The 16,105-nt window shown below is 46.1% G+C and carries 19 protein-coding genes, 1 tRNA gene, 1 other RNA gene and 1 pseudogene; 11 read left to right on the top strand and 11 right to left on the bottom strand.

Going from position 1 to position 16,105, the window contains the following annotated elements; translation table 11 throughout:
- Position 1: 1 nt before the first annotated feature.
- Genes HMPREF3144_RS01700 through HMPREF3144_RS01725 form a run of 6 tightly spaced genes read right to left on the bottom strand, consistent with a single transcriptional unit; the run spans position 2 to position 5,537 of the window.
- A complete protein-coding gene (locus HMPREF3144_RS01700) occupies positions 2-793 on the bottom strand; it encodes a HugZ family pyridoxamine 5'-phosphate oxidase (RefSeq protein WP_018026933.1) in 792 nt (263 codons plus the stop codon).
- 26 nt (positions 794-819) lie between these two features.
- Positions 820-1,608, bottom strand: coding sequence for an energy transducer TonB (locus HMPREF3144_RS01705; RefSeq protein ID WP_018026932.1), 789 nt, complete (start codon positions 1,606-1,608; stop codon positions 820-822).
- Positions 1,608-1,997: a TonB system transport protein ExbD gene (gene exbD, locus HMPREF3144_RS01710; RefSeq protein WP_070475968.1), complete on the bottom strand. Its 390-nt coding sequence runs from the start codon at positions 1,995-1,997 to the stop codon at positions 1,608-1,610. The genes HMPREF3144_RS01705 and exbD overlap by 1 nt, the downstream gene beginning before the upstream one ends.
- Entirely contained in the window at positions 1,984-2,451 is a 468-nt protein-coding gene (gene exbB, locus HMPREF3144_RS01715) for a TonB-system energizer ExbB (protein ID WP_036558883.1), read from the bottom strand. Before exbB ends, exbD begins: the two co-directional genes overlap by 14 nt.
- Positions 2,452-2,472: 21 nt before the next feature.
- The gene (locus HMPREF3144_RS01720; RefSeq protein WP_052043604.1) at positions 2,473-3,327 is read right to left on the bottom strand and encodes a heme/hemin ABC transporter substrate-binding protein; all 855 of its coding nucleotides are present in this window, start codon (positions 3,325-3,327) and stop codon (positions 2,473-2,475) included.
- A gap of 5 nt (positions 3,328-3,332) precedes the next feature.
- Positions 3,333-5,537: a TonB-dependent hemoglobin/transferrin/lactoferrin family receptor gene (locus HMPREF3144_RS01725; RefSeq protein ID WP_141742704.1), complete on the bottom strand. Its 2,205-nt coding sequence runs from the start codon at positions 5,535-5,537 to the stop codon at positions 3,333-3,335.
- Positions 5,538-6,126: 589 nt separating this feature from the next.
- Between HMPREF3144_RS01725 and HMPREF3144_RS11755 the strand changes: the two genes are divergently transcribed.
- From HMPREF3144_RS11755 to HMPREF3144_RS01735, 3 genes and pseudogenes are all read left to right on the top strand, one after another.
- Positions 6,127-6,450: a hypothetical protein gene (locus HMPREF3144_RS11755; protein ID WP_018026927.1), complete on the top strand. Its 324-nt coding sequence runs from the start codon at positions 6,127-6,129 to the stop codon at positions 6,448-6,450.
- A 90-nt stretch (positions 6,451-6,540) separates the two neighbouring features.
- Positions 6,541-6,975, top strand: a pseudogene (locus HMPREF3144_RS11835) (RNase A-like domain-containing protein).
- Positions 6,968-7,264 carry a contact-dependent growth inhibition system immunity protein gene (locus HMPREF3144_RS01735; RefSeq protein WP_018026925.1) on the top strand — a complete coding sequence of 99 codons (297 nt, stop codon included), beginning with the start codon at positions 6,968-6,970 and terminating at the stop codon, positions 7,262-7,264. The pseudogene HMPREF3144_RS11835 and the gene HMPREF3144_RS01735 overlap by 8 nt, the downstream one beginning before the upstream one ends.
- Before the next feature lie 174 nt (positions 7,265-7,438).
- Here the strand turns inward: HMPREF3144_RS01735 and HMPREF3144_RS01740 are convergent.
- Positions 7,439-7,513, bottom strand: a tRNA-Arg gene (locus HMPREF3144_RS01740).
- A 342-nt stretch (positions 7,514-7,855) separates the two neighbouring features.
- Between HMPREF3144_RS01740 and HMPREF3144_RS01745 the strand changes: the two genes are divergently transcribed.
- The 7 genes from HMPREF3144_RS01745 (at position 7,856) to HMPREF3144_RS01775 (ending at position 12,176) form a co-directional block, all read left to right on the top strand.
- Complete coding sequence (locus tag HMPREF3144_RS01745; RefSeq protein ID WP_070475975.1) at positions 7,856-8,752, top strand: c-type cytochrome; 897 nt, start codon at positions 7,856-7,858, stop codon at positions 8,750-8,752.
- Positions 8,753-8,982: 230 nt separating this feature from the next.
- Complete coding sequence (locus HMPREF3144_RS01750; RefSeq protein WP_070475979.1) at positions 8,983-9,396, top strand: hypothetical protein; 414 nt, start codon at positions 8,983-8,985, stop codon at positions 9,394-9,396.
- Positions 9,397-9,696 carry a cell division protein ZapA gene (locus tag HMPREF3144_RS01755; protein ID WP_048766818.1) on the top strand — a complete coding sequence of 100 codons (300 nt, stop codon included), beginning with the start codon at positions 9,397-9,399 and terminating at the stop codon, positions 9,694-9,696.
- Between the two features lie 72 nt (positions 9,697-9,768).
- Positions 9,769-9,952: non-coding RNA, 6S RNA (gene ssrS / locus HMPREF3144_RS01760), on the top strand.
- 69 nt (positions 9,953-10,021) lie between these two features.
- Complete coding sequence (locus HMPREF3144_RS01765; RefSeq protein ID WP_168163046.1) at positions 10,022-10,633, top strand: class I SAM-dependent methyltransferase; 612 nt, start codon at positions 10,022-10,024, stop codon at positions 10,631-10,633.
- A 58-nt stretch (positions 10,634-10,691) separates the two neighbouring features.
- Positions 10,692-11,426: an SIMPL domain-containing protein gene (locus HMPREF3144_RS01770; protein ID WP_070475983.1), complete on the top strand. Its 735-nt coding sequence runs from the start codon at positions 10,692-10,694 to the stop codon at positions 11,424-11,426.
- A 24-nt stretch (positions 11,427-11,450) separates the two neighbouring features.
- Positions 11,451-12,176 carry an SIMPL domain-containing protein gene (locus tag HMPREF3144_RS01775; protein WP_048766820.1) on the top strand — a complete coding sequence of 242 codons (726 nt, stop codon included), beginning with the start codon at positions 11,451-11,453 and terminating at the stop codon, positions 12,174-12,176.
- Here HMPREF3144_RS01775 and lgt read toward each other — a convergent pair.
- Together lgt and HMPREF3144_RS01785 are read right to left on the bottom strand one after the other, a co-directional pair.
- Entirely contained in the window at positions 12,145-12,933 is a 789-nt protein-coding gene (gene lgt, locus HMPREF3144_RS01780) for a prolipoprotein diacylglyceryl transferase (protein ID WP_070476063.1), read from the bottom strand. The two genes, HMPREF3144_RS01775 and lgt, sit on opposite strands and share 32 nt — an antisense overlap.
- 70 nt (positions 12,934-13,003) lie before the next feature.
- Complete coding sequence (locus HMPREF3144_RS01785) at positions 13,004-13,570, bottom strand: cob(I)yrinic acid a,c-diamide adenosyltransferase (protein WP_070475986.1); 567 nt, start codon at positions 13,568-13,570, stop codon at positions 13,004-13,006.
- Between the two features lie 104 nt (positions 13,571-13,674).
- Between HMPREF3144_RS01785 and HMPREF3144_RS01790 the strand changes: the two genes are divergently transcribed.
- Entirely contained in the window at positions 13,675-13,971 is a 297-nt protein-coding gene (locus tag HMPREF3144_RS01790; RefSeq protein WP_018026916.1) for a copper-binding protein, read from the top strand.
- Positions 13,972-14,042: 71 nt separating this feature from the next.
- Here HMPREF3144_RS01790 and hslU read toward each other — a convergent pair whose 3' ends face one another.
- The gene (gene hslU / locus HMPREF3144_RS01795; RefSeq protein ID WP_036558909.1) at positions 14,043-15,377 is read right to left on the bottom strand and encodes an ATP-dependent protease ATPase subunit HslU; all 1,335 of its coding nucleotides are present in this window, start codon (positions 15,375-15,377) and stop codon (positions 14,043-14,045) included.
- A 32-nt stretch (positions 15,378-15,409) separates the two neighbouring features.
- Positions 15,410-15,943: an ATP-dependent protease subunit HslV gene (gene hslV / locus HMPREF3144_RS01800; protein WP_026156891.1), complete on the bottom strand. Its 534-nt coding sequence runs from the start codon at positions 15,941-15,943 to the stop codon at positions 15,410-15,412.
- Positions 15,944-16,105: the final 162 nt, after the last annotated feature.

The raw sequence follows: 16,105 nt of genomic DNA on the forward strand, positions 1-16,105 counted from the left end.
CCTAACGTTTAGCTAAGGCAACGAGTTGCTTTCTCACCGCTTCAGTCGTCATTGATACCTCAGTAAAGGGCAGTTGTACAAGGTGCTGACCATAGCGCAGGGTTGCACCGAATTGATTTACGCCAACCATGACGGGTGTGATTGTGGCTGCGTTCTCAATGTTAAGGACTTTCATATAATGTTGAATGGCCGCCGCATGGTCCTCATTCATATGCCCGATAATGTGATCTTCCTGTGCTTCTGTAAAGGGGGATGCCACCGCAACCTCCTCGACATTTAGCCATTTAATTTGACCAAAGGTTTTAATCAGACGGAGTTTCTTAGGTCTTAAGCGTAAGAACATAAAGTCGTGTACTTTGCTGTAGGAGGCGGAGTTTGGATAAAAACGCTCATATTGCTTAGCCACGCGTTCACGTTCATCCGCTGTTACTTCTTCTAAGTCGCCAACGATGGTGAGACGCCAACCCGTTTCGATGCGATGATTGCAGCTGATATCGCGCACCAACAGGGAAGCGCGACTGTTATTTTTAGCGTTTTTGCTATGTTCGGCAATACGTGCTGAAAAAATGACAGGACAACCCGTGTGATCCAGCATAAACGGGGCAACTGAACCCATGGGGTAACCAGACAATTCTCTACCTGGACGGATAATAGTGGCTAAGTCACCAGCAAAGGTGCTTTGATAAATTTTTAAGGCGTCTTGTAGGCCTTGCTCGGTGGTGTAGCTATCGAAGTCGGATAAGTTTTTATCGTCGATAAGCTGGTTCGTTGATTCGGTATGTGAATGAAGCATAACTATTCCTTTGCTCTTATCAGTTATTATTTAAGTGAAAATACAATGGTGGTACTAATTTGTCGATTAACGCCAGCTGGAGGCGGCGAGTACTTGCCAAGGCGTTTTAAGGTGTTGAGTGCGGCCTGGTCTAAACTGTGATAGCCGCTGCTTTGTAGCAGGCGGATATTGCTTAAACGACCATCGTCCTGCAGGGTAAAAGCCACTTTAACCCGTCCTTGTTGGCGCATTTGTCTGGCTTGTTGTGGATAGCTCTGCGCCGCCCGTTTGGAGATGGTGTTCAGTAAGCCTGCTAGGTAGGAAGCGCCATGGCCTTGTTGTGCATGTCCTTGACCACCAAGTGACTTGTTGGTCGTGCCTTGCTGGGCGATTTGATTGCTTTTAGCAAGCCCACTGCCTTGTTGTGCTTGGCTTGCTGTCTTTTGAATGGTGTCAGTATTGTGCTTTCGGGTCGAGTGGTTGTGTTTTATGGGTGCCTTTTTGGGTTTAGGTGTGGGCGTAGGCTTAGGTTTTGTAATCTTTTCTGGTGCTTTTTTCTTGGGCTGCTCCTTTGGTTTCGCTTCAGGCTCGACTGGTTCTGTTGATTTTTGACTAGGCGCAGAATCTACTGCTGCCAAGGCACTGGCTTGTTTTGCTTGCGTTTTTTGTATATTGTCACTTTGTTCGACCGCCATTAACATGCCGATATCTACGACCCTGGCCTCGGCTGCTTGCACAGGGATAAGGTCATCCGCACCATGCCACAGACTATAGATGACCACAGCACAGCATAGATGAATGAGGGTTGATGAGGTCGCCGCAAAAAGGTTACGCATTAGTGCTGCTCCGTACTTGATTTTTCCGTGATAACAGTGACCTTGCTTAAGTTTTGCTTATTCAAAATATCCGTCAGGCTTAAAAAGCTCTGAAAGGGGGCGGTCGCATCAACTTTGATGGTGATTGGCTGGTCACTCTGCTGCGTCATGAGCGCCTCAAGCTCACTAAGGCTTTGTGGTTTATCATCAATAAAGTAATGCCCTGCTTGGTCGACTACAACGACCACGGCAAAATCTTGCGAGGCGAGTGAGGTGCTGTTATTTGATTGGGGCAAATTCACTTGGATTTTTCCCTGTGAGATAAAGGTCGCCGTCGCCAATACAATAGCCAACAATACCAGCATAATATCGATAAAAGGGACCACATTTATACCATCAAATTTTTGCATCAGAGGTCTCCTGACAGTTTATGAGACTTTTTTCATTTAGCGCTTGCCAAGCCAGTTTGCCCGTATCTACCTTGCTTTGAAAGTGGTTGTAAATCATCACTGCAGGAATGGCGACCACAATGCCTGCAGCAGTAGCTTTTAACGCAAGGGCAAGCCCAATCATGATTTGCGTGACATCCATGTTGCCGCCCGCCTGACCCATATCAAAGAAAGTAATCAGAATGCCGATCACGGTGCCTAAAAGCCCTACATAAGGGGCAATAGAGCCAGTGCTATAAATAATGCTCAAGTTTTTGCGCATATCGATTTCAAGCTCATACACCGTCTGATAGCTAGCGGGTTTTAAGCCTGCAAAAAATAGACTCCGCTCAATGGCGGCATACACCATGATTAAACTCATTAGACCTAAGATGCCGAAAATAGTGTAATCGGTATATGCTTTCAAATATTCCATTAAAACCACAGTCAACTCCACCTAGGGCAAGCAGCGATTCACTGCTTGCGCAATTTGTAGTGCAGCTTCGGTGAGTTTAGGACCAAAGCCTAAGGCTTTAACAGCATCAATACGGAAGATGCAATCATTTTTACCTGCCTGGCTCAAGGCAATTTCTGGGTAATGTGCTTTGGCTAGGGTTAGCTCATTTACTTTTTTTTCTTCAGAGAAAGTACTTATGATAATCATGTCTGTTGCGTCTGCGATCAACGACTCGCGTGATACTGCTTTCATGCCTTTGAATTGCTCGGTAAAAGCATTTTCACCGCCCACAATGTGTACTAGACTATCGCCAGCAGTCTCTCTGCCTAAACCTGTTAGTTGCCCGGTCGTACCATCCATCAGAATGGCAATTTTTGGTTTGCGCTTATAGTTCATCCGCTCTTTGGCTATTACCTTTTCCTCTTGACGAATCATGGCGATGAGTTCTTTAGCTTGTTTTTGGGCGCCCAAGGTGTTGGCAATCAGCTCGATATTATTGACTAAGCCATTGATGCTTTTATCATCCTGGATTTGGAGTAGAGGTACATTGACCACCTTTAATTGTTCAAGTACATTTGGCGGTCCTGCATCAGGCGCTAAGATAAGCAGATCGGGATTGAGTGACAAGATACCCTCTGCCGATAGGTTGCGACGGTAGCCCACCTTTGGTAGGGAGTCCATTAATTCAGCGGGTTCTGTACTTGTGGTGTCCACGCCTACTAAACTCTCGGCCAAGCCCAAGTTAGCGATAATTTCTGAGGCGTTGCCTGTGGCAGAAACGATGCGCTCTTGGGCCTGTACTGTTAGGCCCGCACTAATTAAGGTCAGAATACTAATTAGGCGTTTTATGTTCATCTTGCTTAAAACTCGTAACGTAGGTTGATGGCAAAGGTGCGACCAGGTCGCGTCATGCGGTTGTAGTCATTGCCTACTAAGGCTGCTGATTGTGCATCATTCCATGTCACATATTTACGATCGCCCACGTTGTAAACGCCCGCATTGATATGGAAGTGCTTAGCCATTCGTACGTAGCCAGTGATGTCCAAGGTGCCATAGCCACCAACAGGTCGGTAACCATTACTACTTTGGAGTTGCTCCGCATCAATATCTTTTTCTTTTTTGCCCTTAGCAAAGTTTAATGTGGTGGCAACGCCCCATATATCGCTTGGATCATCAAAGCCAAGTCTTAGGAAGCCGTTAATGGGATCGACTGCAGACCATGGTTGATCGAGTTCGCGATCTCGACCTTTAGCATAGGCTAAGCCCGCAGTCAGGCTCCAACCCTCAGGTGTGCCGAAAGCCTCAGCAAGATTTAAGTTGCCCTCATACTCTAGACCGTAGATAACGACCTTACCAGATTTGTTGATCATGGTACTAGCGTTGTTGGGGTAGCGGCCAAAAGTGGTCTTGGTAATCATATCGGTATAGGTGGTATGGAAGGCAGTAATAGTTTGGTTGCCATAGCGACCATAGCTACGTAAACCTAGTTCAAAACCACGGCTTTTTTCAGGTTTTAGATCTGGGTTGGGTAAGCTTCTACTATGGAAGCCAGCTGAGTTCATTTCTGCAAATGACTGTGCTCTGAGACCCTGACGATAGGATAGGAAGAGTTGGTTATAGTCATTGAGATTAAAGCGTGTGCCAATTTCTGCATTGACATAATTGCGGCTGCTTGTGGTAAATGGAGCTTTATCATCGTAGCCCGTAGTGGCTTTAGGGCTGAGCTTGTAGTGCCCAACGCTTACTCCTGGTGTGATGAACCAATGACCATTTAATAAGTCAATGTCATCCGCTAGGTAGAAATTGTAGTTATTGACTACCGTTTTGGGTTGGAACGGTGCATTGATAAGGCCCATACGGAATACTCTGGCATCCCATAACCAACTTACCTCGGTGGAAGTTCTCTCATAGTTAAAGCCGTACTGTAGATTGTGGTTAACTGAGCCCGTATGCAATCGCTTACTTAGTCCAAGCTGGGCGCCACTACTCTTGACGTCATAGCCAGTGATGGCATAACTAGGTATACCGTAAGCAAGATCCTGTTCGCGTGTTTGCTTGCTTTTTTGCGTGTAAATCTGCCAGTAACCGCTATCAAATAACATGGTGTTAGCGTTAAAGTCATGACGTAAGCTAAAGGCGGAGCGTTTGTTTTTGTTGTAATCCTCATAATTGCCCGTTAGAGCGTATTGGTTGTCTAACTCATCAATGCGGTTGCTGAGTCTAAAATGCTCCATCTTTAATGTGAATTTATGAGCATTGCTTGGCTGAAAGACCAACTTAGCTAAGTAGTTTTGTGAATTGCCGCGTGAGGGATTGCTACGGGTGCGGTCGGGACCTACAACGTCAAGTCCGGCCTTGTTTTTGAGCTCATGTAGGGTGCGGTGTGTAAAGGAAAACATTGCAGATAGCGTATCGCTTAAATCACTAGCAACGGTGCCGCCGATAAAGTTACTGCGATCTTGGGAGTCATAGCCCGTGCGAATATTACCACCGTAGCGGTTGTTATCTTGGTAGTAGTCTTGGGGATCTTTGGTGGTGTAATTAACCGTTCCAGCTAGCCCGCTTTTGCCTGGACCAATGACGCCAGGTCCCTTAAGTACTTCAACCTGTTTTAGGTCGCTGATATCAAAGGTTGCTCGTGTGTTGCGTGTAATATGCCCATGCACAAAAGTATCATTTACCGGGATGCCATCAATATTAATCGCTATGCGGTTCTGACCTGTGCCATCTTCGCTTCCTGCGCCGCCCATACCTCGAATTACGATATCTGAAACGCGGGCTGTATTACTTCGCTCAAAATGTACTCCCGGCGTATAGCGGAAAAGGTCGCTTGCGCTATGATTGGTACTGCGATCAATGTCTTTAATGCCGAGCAATGTGATTGAAGCATTCTGAACGTTGCTAGGTTCTAGTGGTAAAAGTTCAGAGGTAGAAACAACGTTAACTTCACCTAAATGCTCCATTTGCTCTTGCGCATAAGCGGCGCTAGAGAGCGCAGTTAAAATGGCGCTTAGGACGATGGATTCTTTAAATAGCGGGCGCGACATAGAACGACTTAACCTCACAAAAATTAATGCTTAAACGGATACTAAGGGCAATGCAAGTTATTCGATCGCAATGTTTAGCTTAGGTAAAGAGAGTGGGTGTAGACGTGGTGTGTCCAGTGTTTTGAACACTCTGTGTTGAGAGCAAGCATCACTTGTCTGATGGCTAGGTATAAAAACCTTTTAACCGTAAGTAAATAGATCGCACAACTTATTACTAATAATAATGATAATGATTCTTATTATATGTTGCAAGCAAAAAGACTGAAATCATCAAGATAACGATCTAATCTAGGTCTTAGGAGGGTGATTTAAAGTAGAAAATGTATGACAGTATATGGGCGTTTATAAATGTCAGTGAAAGGGGGCTTGGCGTCGCTGACAGGAATAATGTACCTAAATGGTGAAACTGGGTGTCGTATAAGCGGTGGATTTCATGGAGATAAAGGTTAACATCCCTCCACCCCTTGCTTAAATCTTGATTCGCTGCTTTGGTCTCAATTAGTAAGACAGGGTGAGTTTTAACGGATAAGCTTAATAAACGGCATCATAATAGCGTAAAAATTAGTGGTTAGAATGAGCAACAGTATTTATTAACTGAGGTGTGTTCATGGTAACGGAAGCAGAAGGGTTACAAATAGTACTGTCGCCGGTTCAGATGGCTGGGATACTTCATAATGCCTCGATTAGCGAAGGAGAAGTGCTGAGTAATCGCTTATGGGGAGGGGTAGGTCTTGCTGGTGGCATGCTTCAAATGCTCGTCGCTGGTGGTATGTGTGCTGCGCCAGATCCTACTATGTTGACAAAAGCAGCTTGTGTCGTAGTTGGAGGGCATGCTGCAGATGTGGTCCATTCTTCTTTTAATCAAATCATAACAGGCAAGTCAAGCAACACAACAACCGCTCAAGCAGTTGCCGCAACAGCAGAAATGTGAGGTAAGGAAAAAGGGACAGCAAATATAATTGCCCTGACGGTTGATTTGGCAGTTCCTGTTGGATTCGCCTCTGCTATAGGTGCGATTAGGGTGGCTGCTATTCGGACGGGTAGAATAAGGTTGGTTGAACATGAGGCTGTTGCTGGTTCTAAGATTGGTGGACATACAATTTCCAAGCATGTTAATAAAGCAGAAAAGGAACTTTTGCATCGACTGGCCACTGATCCGAGAGTAGGTCCTGCCGCAAGTTCTTTTTTTAACTTAAGGGTAGCTGAGCAGGCAATTTCTGAAGCGCTGCATGCGAATAAGCTTTACATTGCGCAGTGGGTTAAGTCTGGTTCGAAAAGAACGTTAACGATTGAGCATTAAATTAGCAACTATAAGGTGGGGGGATATATTAAGAAAGGAACTACCAACTACATCCAAACTTCAAAAATTAGGGTAGTGCTCAAGTCAGAAAACTATAATGGGAAGCCATACTACATACCAACAGCGTATCCAAAACATGGTGATTTAAATGCATGAATATGAAGAAATATATCAGTTAATGGGAGGATATCTCAATCAAGATATCTTTATTATCTGTGATTGTGATACTTTCGAGGAGGCCGTAGAATATTATGTATCGTATGTGGATGAAATAGTATTACGTGAATTATTGGAGGATATTGCCCGTTTTGAAGAGGATTTTCGTAATGATCTAGATGCTGCCTTTGAGGAGCAGTTTTCGCCAGAGGTTGAAATCGCTTCGGTAAGCAATTTTTTTACGCTTCTTCGAGAAACCATCAAGAAGCATTATCCGGACATGGTGTAAGCAAAAAAAAGCCCCTATTCAAAAACCAGTTGGGGTGTATGCCTCCCAATATTTTATGAGATTTTATGATGCGGCATGGTGTGCTGTGAGAAAACCAACAGGGCGTATAGCCTTTGTTTTTGCTGGTTTTGAGCTAATTAAGCCTTGCTTAGAGTTGTCTAGAAATTGGGGGCTTGGCGTCGCCGACAGGAATCGAACCTGTATCGAGAGCTTCGGAAACTCTAATTCTATCCATTGAACTACGGCGACTTTGAAGACTTATTTTTAAGTCTGCCATTTTAGCCTATTTAGCTAGCGAAGATTGCTAATTAAGCACATTTTCTCATTTCAAGTTTAAGGCTTAGCATTTAAAAGCGCTTGCTGTTGTTTCTTTGGCTACAAGTTATCGGATAAATTCAGCCCACTTAAGCAAGTATCGTAAAAAGAGGTATTAAACTCCTACAAATCGCAAGGATATAGTTATAATAGCCTGTTAAGAGAGGAAAGGGAGAGGGACTGTCGCCTGCTTTGGCGGTTTACTTCCCAATCGCTGTCAGTTTTTTAGTGGATAAGTTTATCTCATAATTATTAAGTGATATCTAGGAAACGCATATGAGTTCTACCAATCATAAAGGGTCCAAAACACCCGGCGAAATGTTAAAAGTAGGCGCATTAGTTTTTATTGTGCCCATCATCGTAATTATCTTTTTGATCAAAATGAATTTGGATAATGGCGGTACTGACAGAGCATCAATGGCGCCTGAGATGGTATTAAGTCGTATTGCGCCGGTTGCTCACTACAATACAGGAGCACCATTACCTGAAACTAAAGCTGCTGAGCCCTTAACTGGTGAGCAATTATATAGCAAACTCTGTATGACCTGTCATGACACCGGTCTTTCCGGTGCCCCGATTAAGGGTGATGAAAGTGCGTGGGCTCCTCGTATTGCTCAGGGCGCGGATACGCTATTTAAGCATTCTTTAGAGGGCTTTAATGCGATGCCTGCCAAGGGTGGCGATCTGTCTTTATCTGATGATGAGGTAAAAAACGCCGTGGTCTTTATGGTTAATGCTTCCGGTGGTAGTATTGCGTTTGATGGCGCCGCCGGAGCTGATGAAGCTGCCACTACCGATACAGCGACTAGCGATGATGCAGCAAGCGATGAGGCTGCTGCAACTGAAGCTACGACTAGTGATGAGGCTAGCAGCTCTGACGCTGCAACGAGCGATGCTAATGCATCTGCCACCGAAGAAAGTGCTCCTGCTGCTACGACCGACTCGGCAGCCGAAGAGGCTACGCCAGCAACTGAAGAAGCCGCACCTGCTACAGAAGCTGCGCCAAGTGAGGCACCTGCTGCTGAAACTTCCGCCTCTGCTGAACAAACTGCTGCCCCACAGCCTAGCATTAAGGAAGTGCCTTTAAATCAGCAAGTGCCTGAGCAAGATAGTGCGGTCGGTACGGTTAGTCCAACTCAGGCTGAAGACCCTGCCAATCCTTTAAGTAATTGATTTATAATCAATCCTTATTGTTAGTTTTTGATTAAATATACCTCAAGCTCAAGCGTGTTATAACATTAGCTCTTGAGCTTGAATTTTTAGTAGGGTACTAGTCAGTGCCCTTGCCTTTGACCATCCATAGGCATAGGCAAAGCTCAAGACTTGTCATCGTTGCTTTCCACCTTGGCAGGCTTAAGTTAAACTTATAGGCGTATTGTTTATTTATTTTTTAGACGTCCATTATGTTACAAGACCTAGATCAATTGGCAGCGCGCGTCGAGTTGTTAGTTCAGCTGAGTGAGCGCTTAGTGACAGACCGTGATGAGCTTAATCAGCAGTTAGATGAGCTTCGTACTCAATTATCAGATACTCGTGCAGCGCTTGAGTCCAAGACCAGTGAGCAGCAGCGCTTAAGTGCTGAGCTGCATGAGCTTAAGCAGTCTGCCTTAAGTGATCAGCAGCAGTTGAACGATGAGAATCAGCAATTAAAGCAGCAACTCGCAGCAGTGCAGGCTGAATTAGGCTCCGTCACATCGGAGTTACAGCAGCAAAAAACGCAGTCCGAGCAGTTAAGAGCAGGTGTTAGTCATGCGCGAGACCGGGTGGCTCATGTGTTAGCTAATCTTCCCGGTGGTGCGACTCAGGAGGGTGTGTAGATGGAGCACTTAGAAGTTACGATTTTAGATAAAGAGCTGACCTTAGCGTGCGAAGCTAGCGAAAAGGACAAGCTGTTAGCCGCAGTCAAGCAGGCGAACGATTTAATGACGATGATCAAGCAAAGCAGCAAGATGACCAATGAGCGGGTTGCTTATATGGCGTGTATCCAGTTAGCCTCGCAACTATTGTCTGCCGAGTCGACCGAGGGACCGTTTCAGGGTGTTGCGTACGGCGACTATAAAGCCAAGGTGGATCATATTAATGCCTTACTGGATGAGGGTATTAATCGTCTCAAGTAAGCGCAATTTATCGTTTTGACGTAGCGGCTGACAATGCTATAATAAATCCAACAAAGCTTCATTGCTTTAACAGCTTTCCTGCGGTATTCGTGACCTTGGTTATACATCTCTTACCGATGCTTATGGCTAGGGTAGTTAGCTCAGATGCAGGAGTGAATCTCTCTCGTCAGAGAATCCCGGCGCATCATACGAGCCGACCGCCAACTTGAACTTTTTGGGTTCGAGATGCCGACCTTGACGGTACCGCGGGTTACCCATCTTGTATAAAGTGCCCAACACTGCCTCCACGGTGCTGGGTATTTTTCAATCTATCACGGTCTATGCTATGAGCAATCTATTGGATAATATCTGGCACCAGCGCTTTAGTGATGATGATTATTTCTATGGTACCACGCCAAATGACTTTTTAGTCGAGGCCAGCTCTTATTTGACTGAACATTCTAAGGTGCTTTCACTAGGCGAGGGTGAGGGACGTAACGCCGTTTTCTTGGCTGAGCAGGGTCACCGTCTGACGGCGTTAGATATCGCTTTGTCCGGCTTGCAAAAGGCCTCAAAGCTGGCGCAGGCACGAGGGGTGGCGCTTAAAACCGTACACGCCGATCTGAGCCAATATCAATTTAGCGCAAATGCTTGGGATGCGGTGATTAATATCTTTTGTCATATACACCAGTCTGAGCGTGCTCAATTTCATCAGCAAATACAGGATAGCTTAAAGCCTGGCGGTCTGTTAATTTTTGAGTGCTATAGCACCAAGCAACCGCAGTATCAGACAGGTGGCCCGAGTCATGTGGATTTGTTGTATAGCGCAGAGGAGTTAGCACGCGATTTTGCGGCGATGGATATTCTGCATTTGGCTGAGCTAGAGCGTGAGGTGCATGAGGGGCAGGGGCATACAGGCTTATCTTCCGTGGTACAGTTGATTGCACGCAAAAAGTAGGCATCGAACTATTTTGCCTTAGTTCACTCTAAGCAGTATTCATATCAAGGAGTGAACGATGAGATATTTTAAAGCACTTGTTTTTATTCCCTTACTCTTGAGCACCTCAATGGCGTTTGCCGCAGAGCAGAGGGAGCCTGAGTCGTATGTGCGGGTGGGGGCAGAGGCTTTTCGAGAAGTGGCTGAGGATCGCGCTAATGTTATCCTGACTAAGGAAATTGATGGCGCTGATGAGCGTCAATTATTACGTGATGTGAATCTGGCCATGCGCAGGGTGGCAGAACGTGCCAAGGAGTATTCTGAGCTGAGCTTAGAGACTGGGGATTACTCGGTTCGTAAACACACTCAGTATAAAAAAGATACTAATCAAATTGAGAAAATTACCTACACGGCAGTGGGTAAAATGATAGCGCGCTCAAAGAATTTTGATGAGTTGTTAAAATTTGTCGAGGCCTCTCATGAGGATATGTTGGTGGATGATATTCGCTTTGATGTATCAAGCGAGTTGCGCCAGACCATTGAAAAAGAAATCCTCGAAGAGGCGATCGCATCGTTTAGAGGCAAGGCTGAAACCGTAGCCAAAGGCTTAGGTTATGAGGGTTTTGAAGTGCGTAATATTGATGTTAATGACTCTGCCGCTACTGCGCCGATTAGAAGACCACCGTTGCGACCCATGATGGCACGTGCCATGACGGCAGAGCGTGTGGAGGAGGGCTATGCTGAAGCACCACCCTTAGAGGCCGGTAAGCAAATGGTGCGGGTGTCAGTGTCAGGTCAAATCGTTTTAAAATAATTTCATTTAGCCTAGGAGAAATTCATGAAGTTATCTCATTTAGTGATTCTATTGTCTACGCTTTTGGCGGCGCAGCCAAGTTTGGCTCAAAGTGCCAGTGTGACGGCGGATGAGCGGACCGTGCTCAGTTTGGCGGCTGACTCGTCCAAGGAAGTGGTGCAGGATCGGGTGGTATTGACCCTAAGCAAAGAAGCGCGTGGCGATGATCCTAAGGTCTTGTCAGATGCGGTCAATAAAGCCATTAATCAGGTAATGGCAAGCGGTAAAGATAATCAAAAGTTGGAGCTTAAAAACGGTACCTATAATCTTTGGCCGCAGCAGGATTATGATGACAACGCTAAGCGCACTGGCAAGGTGACCTATGTGGTCAATGGCGAAGTGATTGTGAGCTCTCAGGATCTGGTGGAAGCGACACGTTTTGTGGAGCAGGTGAGTGAGCACATGACGCTATCCAATATCGTATTTGAAATGAGTACGGAGCTGCGTCAGAGTGTAGAAAGTGAGATTCGTGCTGCCGCCATTCAAGCGTTCCAAGCCAAAGCACGAGCAGTGACTAGAGAGTTCGGTTTTGATAATTACGAGATTAAGCAGGTACGTGTAGATGATTCGAGTATGGTCCAATCACCTAGACCGCGCTTAGGTGTAGCGAAAGCTGCCATGGTGCAGAGTGAGGACTACAGTGGTCCGACACTCAGCGCAGGCAAGGAGCGAGTATCGGTTACTGTGAGCGGGGAGATTGCCTTATACTGATGGCAAAAAGAATAATTCCGGCTAATATCATCGGCAAGGAGAGCCATTGACCCATACTGAGGTTGAAGCTTAATAAGCCCAAATGGCTATCCGGCTCGCGACCAAATTCAGCGATAAAGCGGAATACGCCGTAGCCGATTAAAAAGACTGCGCTTACACATCCCGTGGGGCGCGGTTTTTTTGAGTAAAACCATAAAATCACAAACAGCAATATCCCCTCTAAGGCCATTTGATAAAGCTGTGAGGGGTGGCGTGGCACATTATCTACCATTGGGAAAATCATGCCCCAATTACCATTGGTCGGGCGTCCCCAGAGCTCGCCATTCATAAAATTGCCCCAACGACCGAAGGCTAAACCAAGCGGGATTAAGGGTGCGACAAAATCTCCCAGTTGAAAGAAAGTCTTGCCCTCTTTGTGCGCAAAATAAAGCATTGCTACCAAAACACCGATTAAGCCACCATGAAAGGCCATGCCACCGTCCCACACCGCAAAGATTTCCAAGGGGTGGCGTAGATAGTAGCTGAACTGATAAAACAGCACATAGCCTAGGCGACCTCCGACAACCACCCCGATGATGCCGTAAAAGAGTAAGTCCTCAAAGCGCTTTTGCGTAATATCAAAATAGCCTTGTTTAATCCGTTGCCGCCCTAAAAACCACGCAATCGCAAAAGCCAGTAAGTACATTAGCCCATACCAATGCACTTGCAGCGGACCGAGGGAGAGGGCGATGGGATTAAGTTGCGGGTGTTGAATGATCATGTGTTGTAGTAACAAATGTGTGAATGGTTGAATTTAAGCGAGCTAAGCTAAGCATAAGTTTAACGCATTAGCGCTCATTTTTTTGCCAGAAAATATCTTGGTACTCGTTCAGACGATTTAGTTCACGCGCTAACACAAAGAAATAGTCGGATAAGCGATTAAGTAATTGCAGGGATAAATCGCTCACGGGCTCCTCACGATTAAGGAGGACTAAGGAGCGTTCAGCACGACGACTGACGCTGCGGCAAATATGTGCTTGTGCTGCTTGGTGGCAGCCGCCAGGCAGTATAAACTCACGCAACGGTGGTAATTGCTGCAGCATGGTGTCAATGGACGCTTCTAGTGTCGTGACGATGATTGGACTTAAGGCATTGAATCCGGGAACCGCCAGCTCACTACCAAGGTCAAATAAAGCATGCTGAATTGATGACAATAAGCGCAGATGGGCTGGTACTTCGCGCTGCTTCATACCTTGTAGTGCTGTGATTAATAAACCGATATGGCTGTTTAGTTCATCAATATCACCCATGGCGCCAATGCGCGGGTGACTTTTACATAAGCGTTGGCCATCAGCCAAGCTGGTGCTACCCTGGTCACCACTTTTGGTGACGATGGTACTGAGGCGATCTGTCATAGTCCTTGAGTAAATTGTTAAAGGGTGTAATTTTGAAAATAAATCTATTATAGCCAAGCGTAGCAAGAGTTAAACTGTCAGTACGATTTAATGGAGTGATAATTATGAAGATGAAAAAGATATTCGCAGGTCTTTTGGTCGGCTTAGGTGTGTTGGGGGCGGCTACCATGAGTAGTGCGCAGGATGAGGCCTCTGCTCGCGGTGAGGTGCGCCGCCTAGATACGTCCAAGGGTACAGTGACCATTAAGCATGGTGCGATTACAGATTTGAATTTACCCGCCATGACCTTAGTCTATGAGGTGTCGCCAGCGCTTTTACAAGGCATTGAGCCGGGTGATCAGGTGCGCTTTAAGGTGCGTCACCAAGATAATAAATATGAAGTGATTGAGCTTAAGAAGTAGCTAGTAAGCAAAAAAATCCGCCATCAAGCATTGTTTGCTGTGGCGGATTTTGTTGGCTTGAGTGCAGTCAGTTAAAGCACGTAGCGTGCTAAATCTTGGTCGGCTGCGGTCTGATCGAGTTTTTCATTGACATAAGCCGTGTCGATTGTAACCACAGTGCCGGCTTGTGCAGCCGTGGCGCTAAAGGATAAATCCTCTAGCAGTTTTTCCATCACCGTATAAAGACGACGAGCGCCGATGTTTTCAGTAGTTTCATTCACATCAAAGGCAATTTCAGCAATACGTCGAATGCCATCCTCAGTGAAGTCCAGCTCCACCCCCTCTGTGATGAGCAGCGCTTTATATTGCTTGGTGAGGGAGGCATCGGTAGCGGATAGAATCTCTACAAAATCATCCGTACTGAGGGATTCTAGCTCCACCCGAATTGGGAAGCGACCCTGTAGCTCTGGGATGAGATCCGATGGGCGTGATAGATGGAACGCACCAGAGGCGACAAAGAGTATGTGGTCGGTTTTAACAATACCGTATTTGGTATTTACCGTGGTGCCTTCTACCAGCGGCAACAGATCCCGCTGTACACCTTGACGTGATACATCAGCTCCTTGACTCTCTTGGCGTGCGGCAATCTTATCAATCTCGTCTAAAAACACAATACCGTTTTGTTCAGCGTTTAGAATGGCGGCATTACGAATTTCTTCTTCATTTACACGTTTCGCCGCTTCCTCTTCGACTAAGAGTTTAAAGGCGTTACGTACCGTCATTTTCTTAGGTTTGGTATTATCACGTTGCAGACCGGCAAACATGGTGCGCAACTGCTCCGTCATTTCTTCCATGCCCGGAGGGCCCATGATATCGAGCGCTTGAACCGTGTTGGCAACACTGATTTCAATTTCCATATCGTCAATTTGCCCTTCACGTAAGCGCTTACGGAAGTTTTGACGAGCGGCACCCTCTTGGCGGATAGGCTGGTTTTGCGCATCATAGGAGGGCGGGATAATAGCATCTAAAATACGCTCTTCAGCCGCTTCTTCTGCTTGTGTACGCACCCGTTGAAGCTCCTGCTCGCGGGTTTGCTTCACAGACATATCCACTAAGTCACGGATAATGGTCTCCACGTCGCGACCTACATAACCGACCTCGGTAAATTTTGTCGCTTCTACCTTAATAAAAGGTGCATTGGCAAGTTTTGCCAAGCGACGGGCGATTTCTGTTTTACCCACGCCGGTTGGGCCAATCATTAAAATATTTTTAGGGGCAATTTCATGGCGTAAAGGCTCGGGTACTTGTTGACGGCGCCAGCGATTTCTTAAGGCTACTGCAACGGAGCGTTTAGCTTTAGTTTGACCCACAATATTTTTGTCTAATTCCGACACAATTTCTTGGGGCGTCATGATACTTTCGTTGATTTTATAAGTCATTCTAGCAATTCGATTTAAGATTAAAGAGTTTCAATCACGTGATTTTGATTGGTATAAATACATAGGTCGCCAGCGATTTCTAGCGATTTTTTAACAATCTCGGCAGGGGCTAGATCGGTGTTATGTAATAGTGCCAGACCAGCTGATTGGGCATACGCACCACCGGAGCCAATGGCGGCAAGACTGTGTTCTGGTTCCAATACATCGCCATTACCTGTTAAGACGAGCGTGTGCTCCTTATCCGCAACGATCAGCATCGCCTCCAGACGTCGTAGCATACGATCGGTGCGCCAGTCGCGAGTAAGCTCGACCGCAGCACGCATTAAGTGACCGGAATGCTTAATGAGTTTGGCTTCAAAGCGCTCAATTAGGGTAAAGGCATCCGCTGTGGCACCAGCAAAGCCTGCGAGCACCGTGTCATTATGCAGTTTGCGGATTTTGCGGGCCGAGCCCTTCATCACAATATTGCCGAGGGTGACTTGACCGTCACCACCAATAGCGACTTCATTGCCGCGGCGGACACAGATAATTGTTGTAGCGTGAAATTGTTCCATAATGTCTTTTTGATTTTTCATAAAGGGTCATGGCTAGATGGAGTGCTTTGTTGATTTTTCAAGAGCGCATGCCAAAATAAAAAAGCCCGTATCACACGAATGATACGGGCAGCTTGAGCTCGGTTGCTGTGAATAGGGCGCAACTTAATTAAGTGTGCAGCA

It is taken from the genome of Oligella sp. HMSC05A10, assembly GCF_001808335.1.
Lineage (GTDB): Bacteria > Pseudomonadota > Gammaproteobacteria > Burkholderiales > Burkholderiaceae_B > Oligella > Oligella urethralis.

Coding starts and splice junctions, on each gene's coding strand:
- HMPREF3144_RS01735 (WP_018026925.1), top strand. CDS start 6,968: ATGCATGAATATGAAGAAATATATCAGTTAATGGGAGGATATCTCAAT.
- exbD (WP_070475968.1), bottom strand. CDS start 1,997: ATGCAAAAATTTGATGGTATAAATGTGGTCCCTTTTATCGATATTATG.
- HMPREF3144_RS01775 (WP_048766820.1), top strand. CDS start 11,451: ATGAAGTTATCTCATTTAGTGATTCTATTGTCTACGCTTTTGGCGGCG.
- HMPREF3144_RS01720 (WP_052043604.1), bottom strand. CDS start 3,327: ATGAACATAAAACGCCTAATTAGTATTCTGACCTTAATTAGTGCGGGC.
- HMPREF3144_RS01755 (WP_048766818.1), top strand. CDS start 9,397: ATGGAGCACTTAGAAGTTACGATTTTAGATAAAGAGCTGACCTTAGCG.
- HMPREF3144_RS01705 (WP_018026932.1), bottom strand. CDS start 1,608: ATGCGTAACCTTTTTGCGGCGACCTCATCAACCCTCATTCATCTATGC.
- exbB (WP_036558883.1), bottom strand. CDS start 2,451: ATGGAATATTTGAAAGCATATACCGATTACACTATTTTCGGCATCTTA.
- HMPREF3144_RS11755 (WP_018026927.1), top strand. CDS start 6,127: ATGGTAACGGAAGCAGAAGGGTTACAAATAGTACTGTCGCCGGTTCAG.
- hslV (WP_026156891.1), bottom strand. CDS start 15,943: ATGGAACAATTTCACGCTACAACAATTATCTGTGTCCGCCGCGGCAAT.
- HMPREF3144_RS01750 (WP_070475979.1), top strand. CDS start 8,983: ATGTTACAAGACCTAGATCAATTGGCAGCGCGCGTCGAGTTGTTAGTT.
- HMPREF3144_RS01790 (WP_018026916.1), top strand. CDS start 13,675: ATGAAGATGAAAAAGATATTCGCAGGTCTTTTGGTCGGCTTAGGTGTG.
- HMPREF3144_RS01745 (WP_070475975.1), top strand. CDS start 7,856: ATGAGTTCTACCAATCATAAAGGGTCCAAAACACCCGGCGAAATGTTA.
- HMPREF3144_RS01785 (WP_070475986.1), bottom strand. CDS start 13,570: ATGACAGATCGCCTCAGTACCATCGTCACCAAAAGTGGTGACCAGGGT.
- HMPREF3144_RS01700 (WP_018026933.1), bottom strand. CDS start 793: ATGCTTCATTCACATACCGAATCAACGAACCAGCTTATCGACGATAAA.
- HMPREF3144_RS01770 (WP_070475983.1), top strand. CDS start 10,692: ATGAGATATTTTAAAGCACTTGTTTTTATTCCCTTACTCTTGAGCACC.
- HMPREF3144_RS01765 (WP_168163046.1), top strand. CDS start 10,022: ATGAGCAATCTATTGGATAATATCTGGCACCAGCGCTTTAGTGATGAT.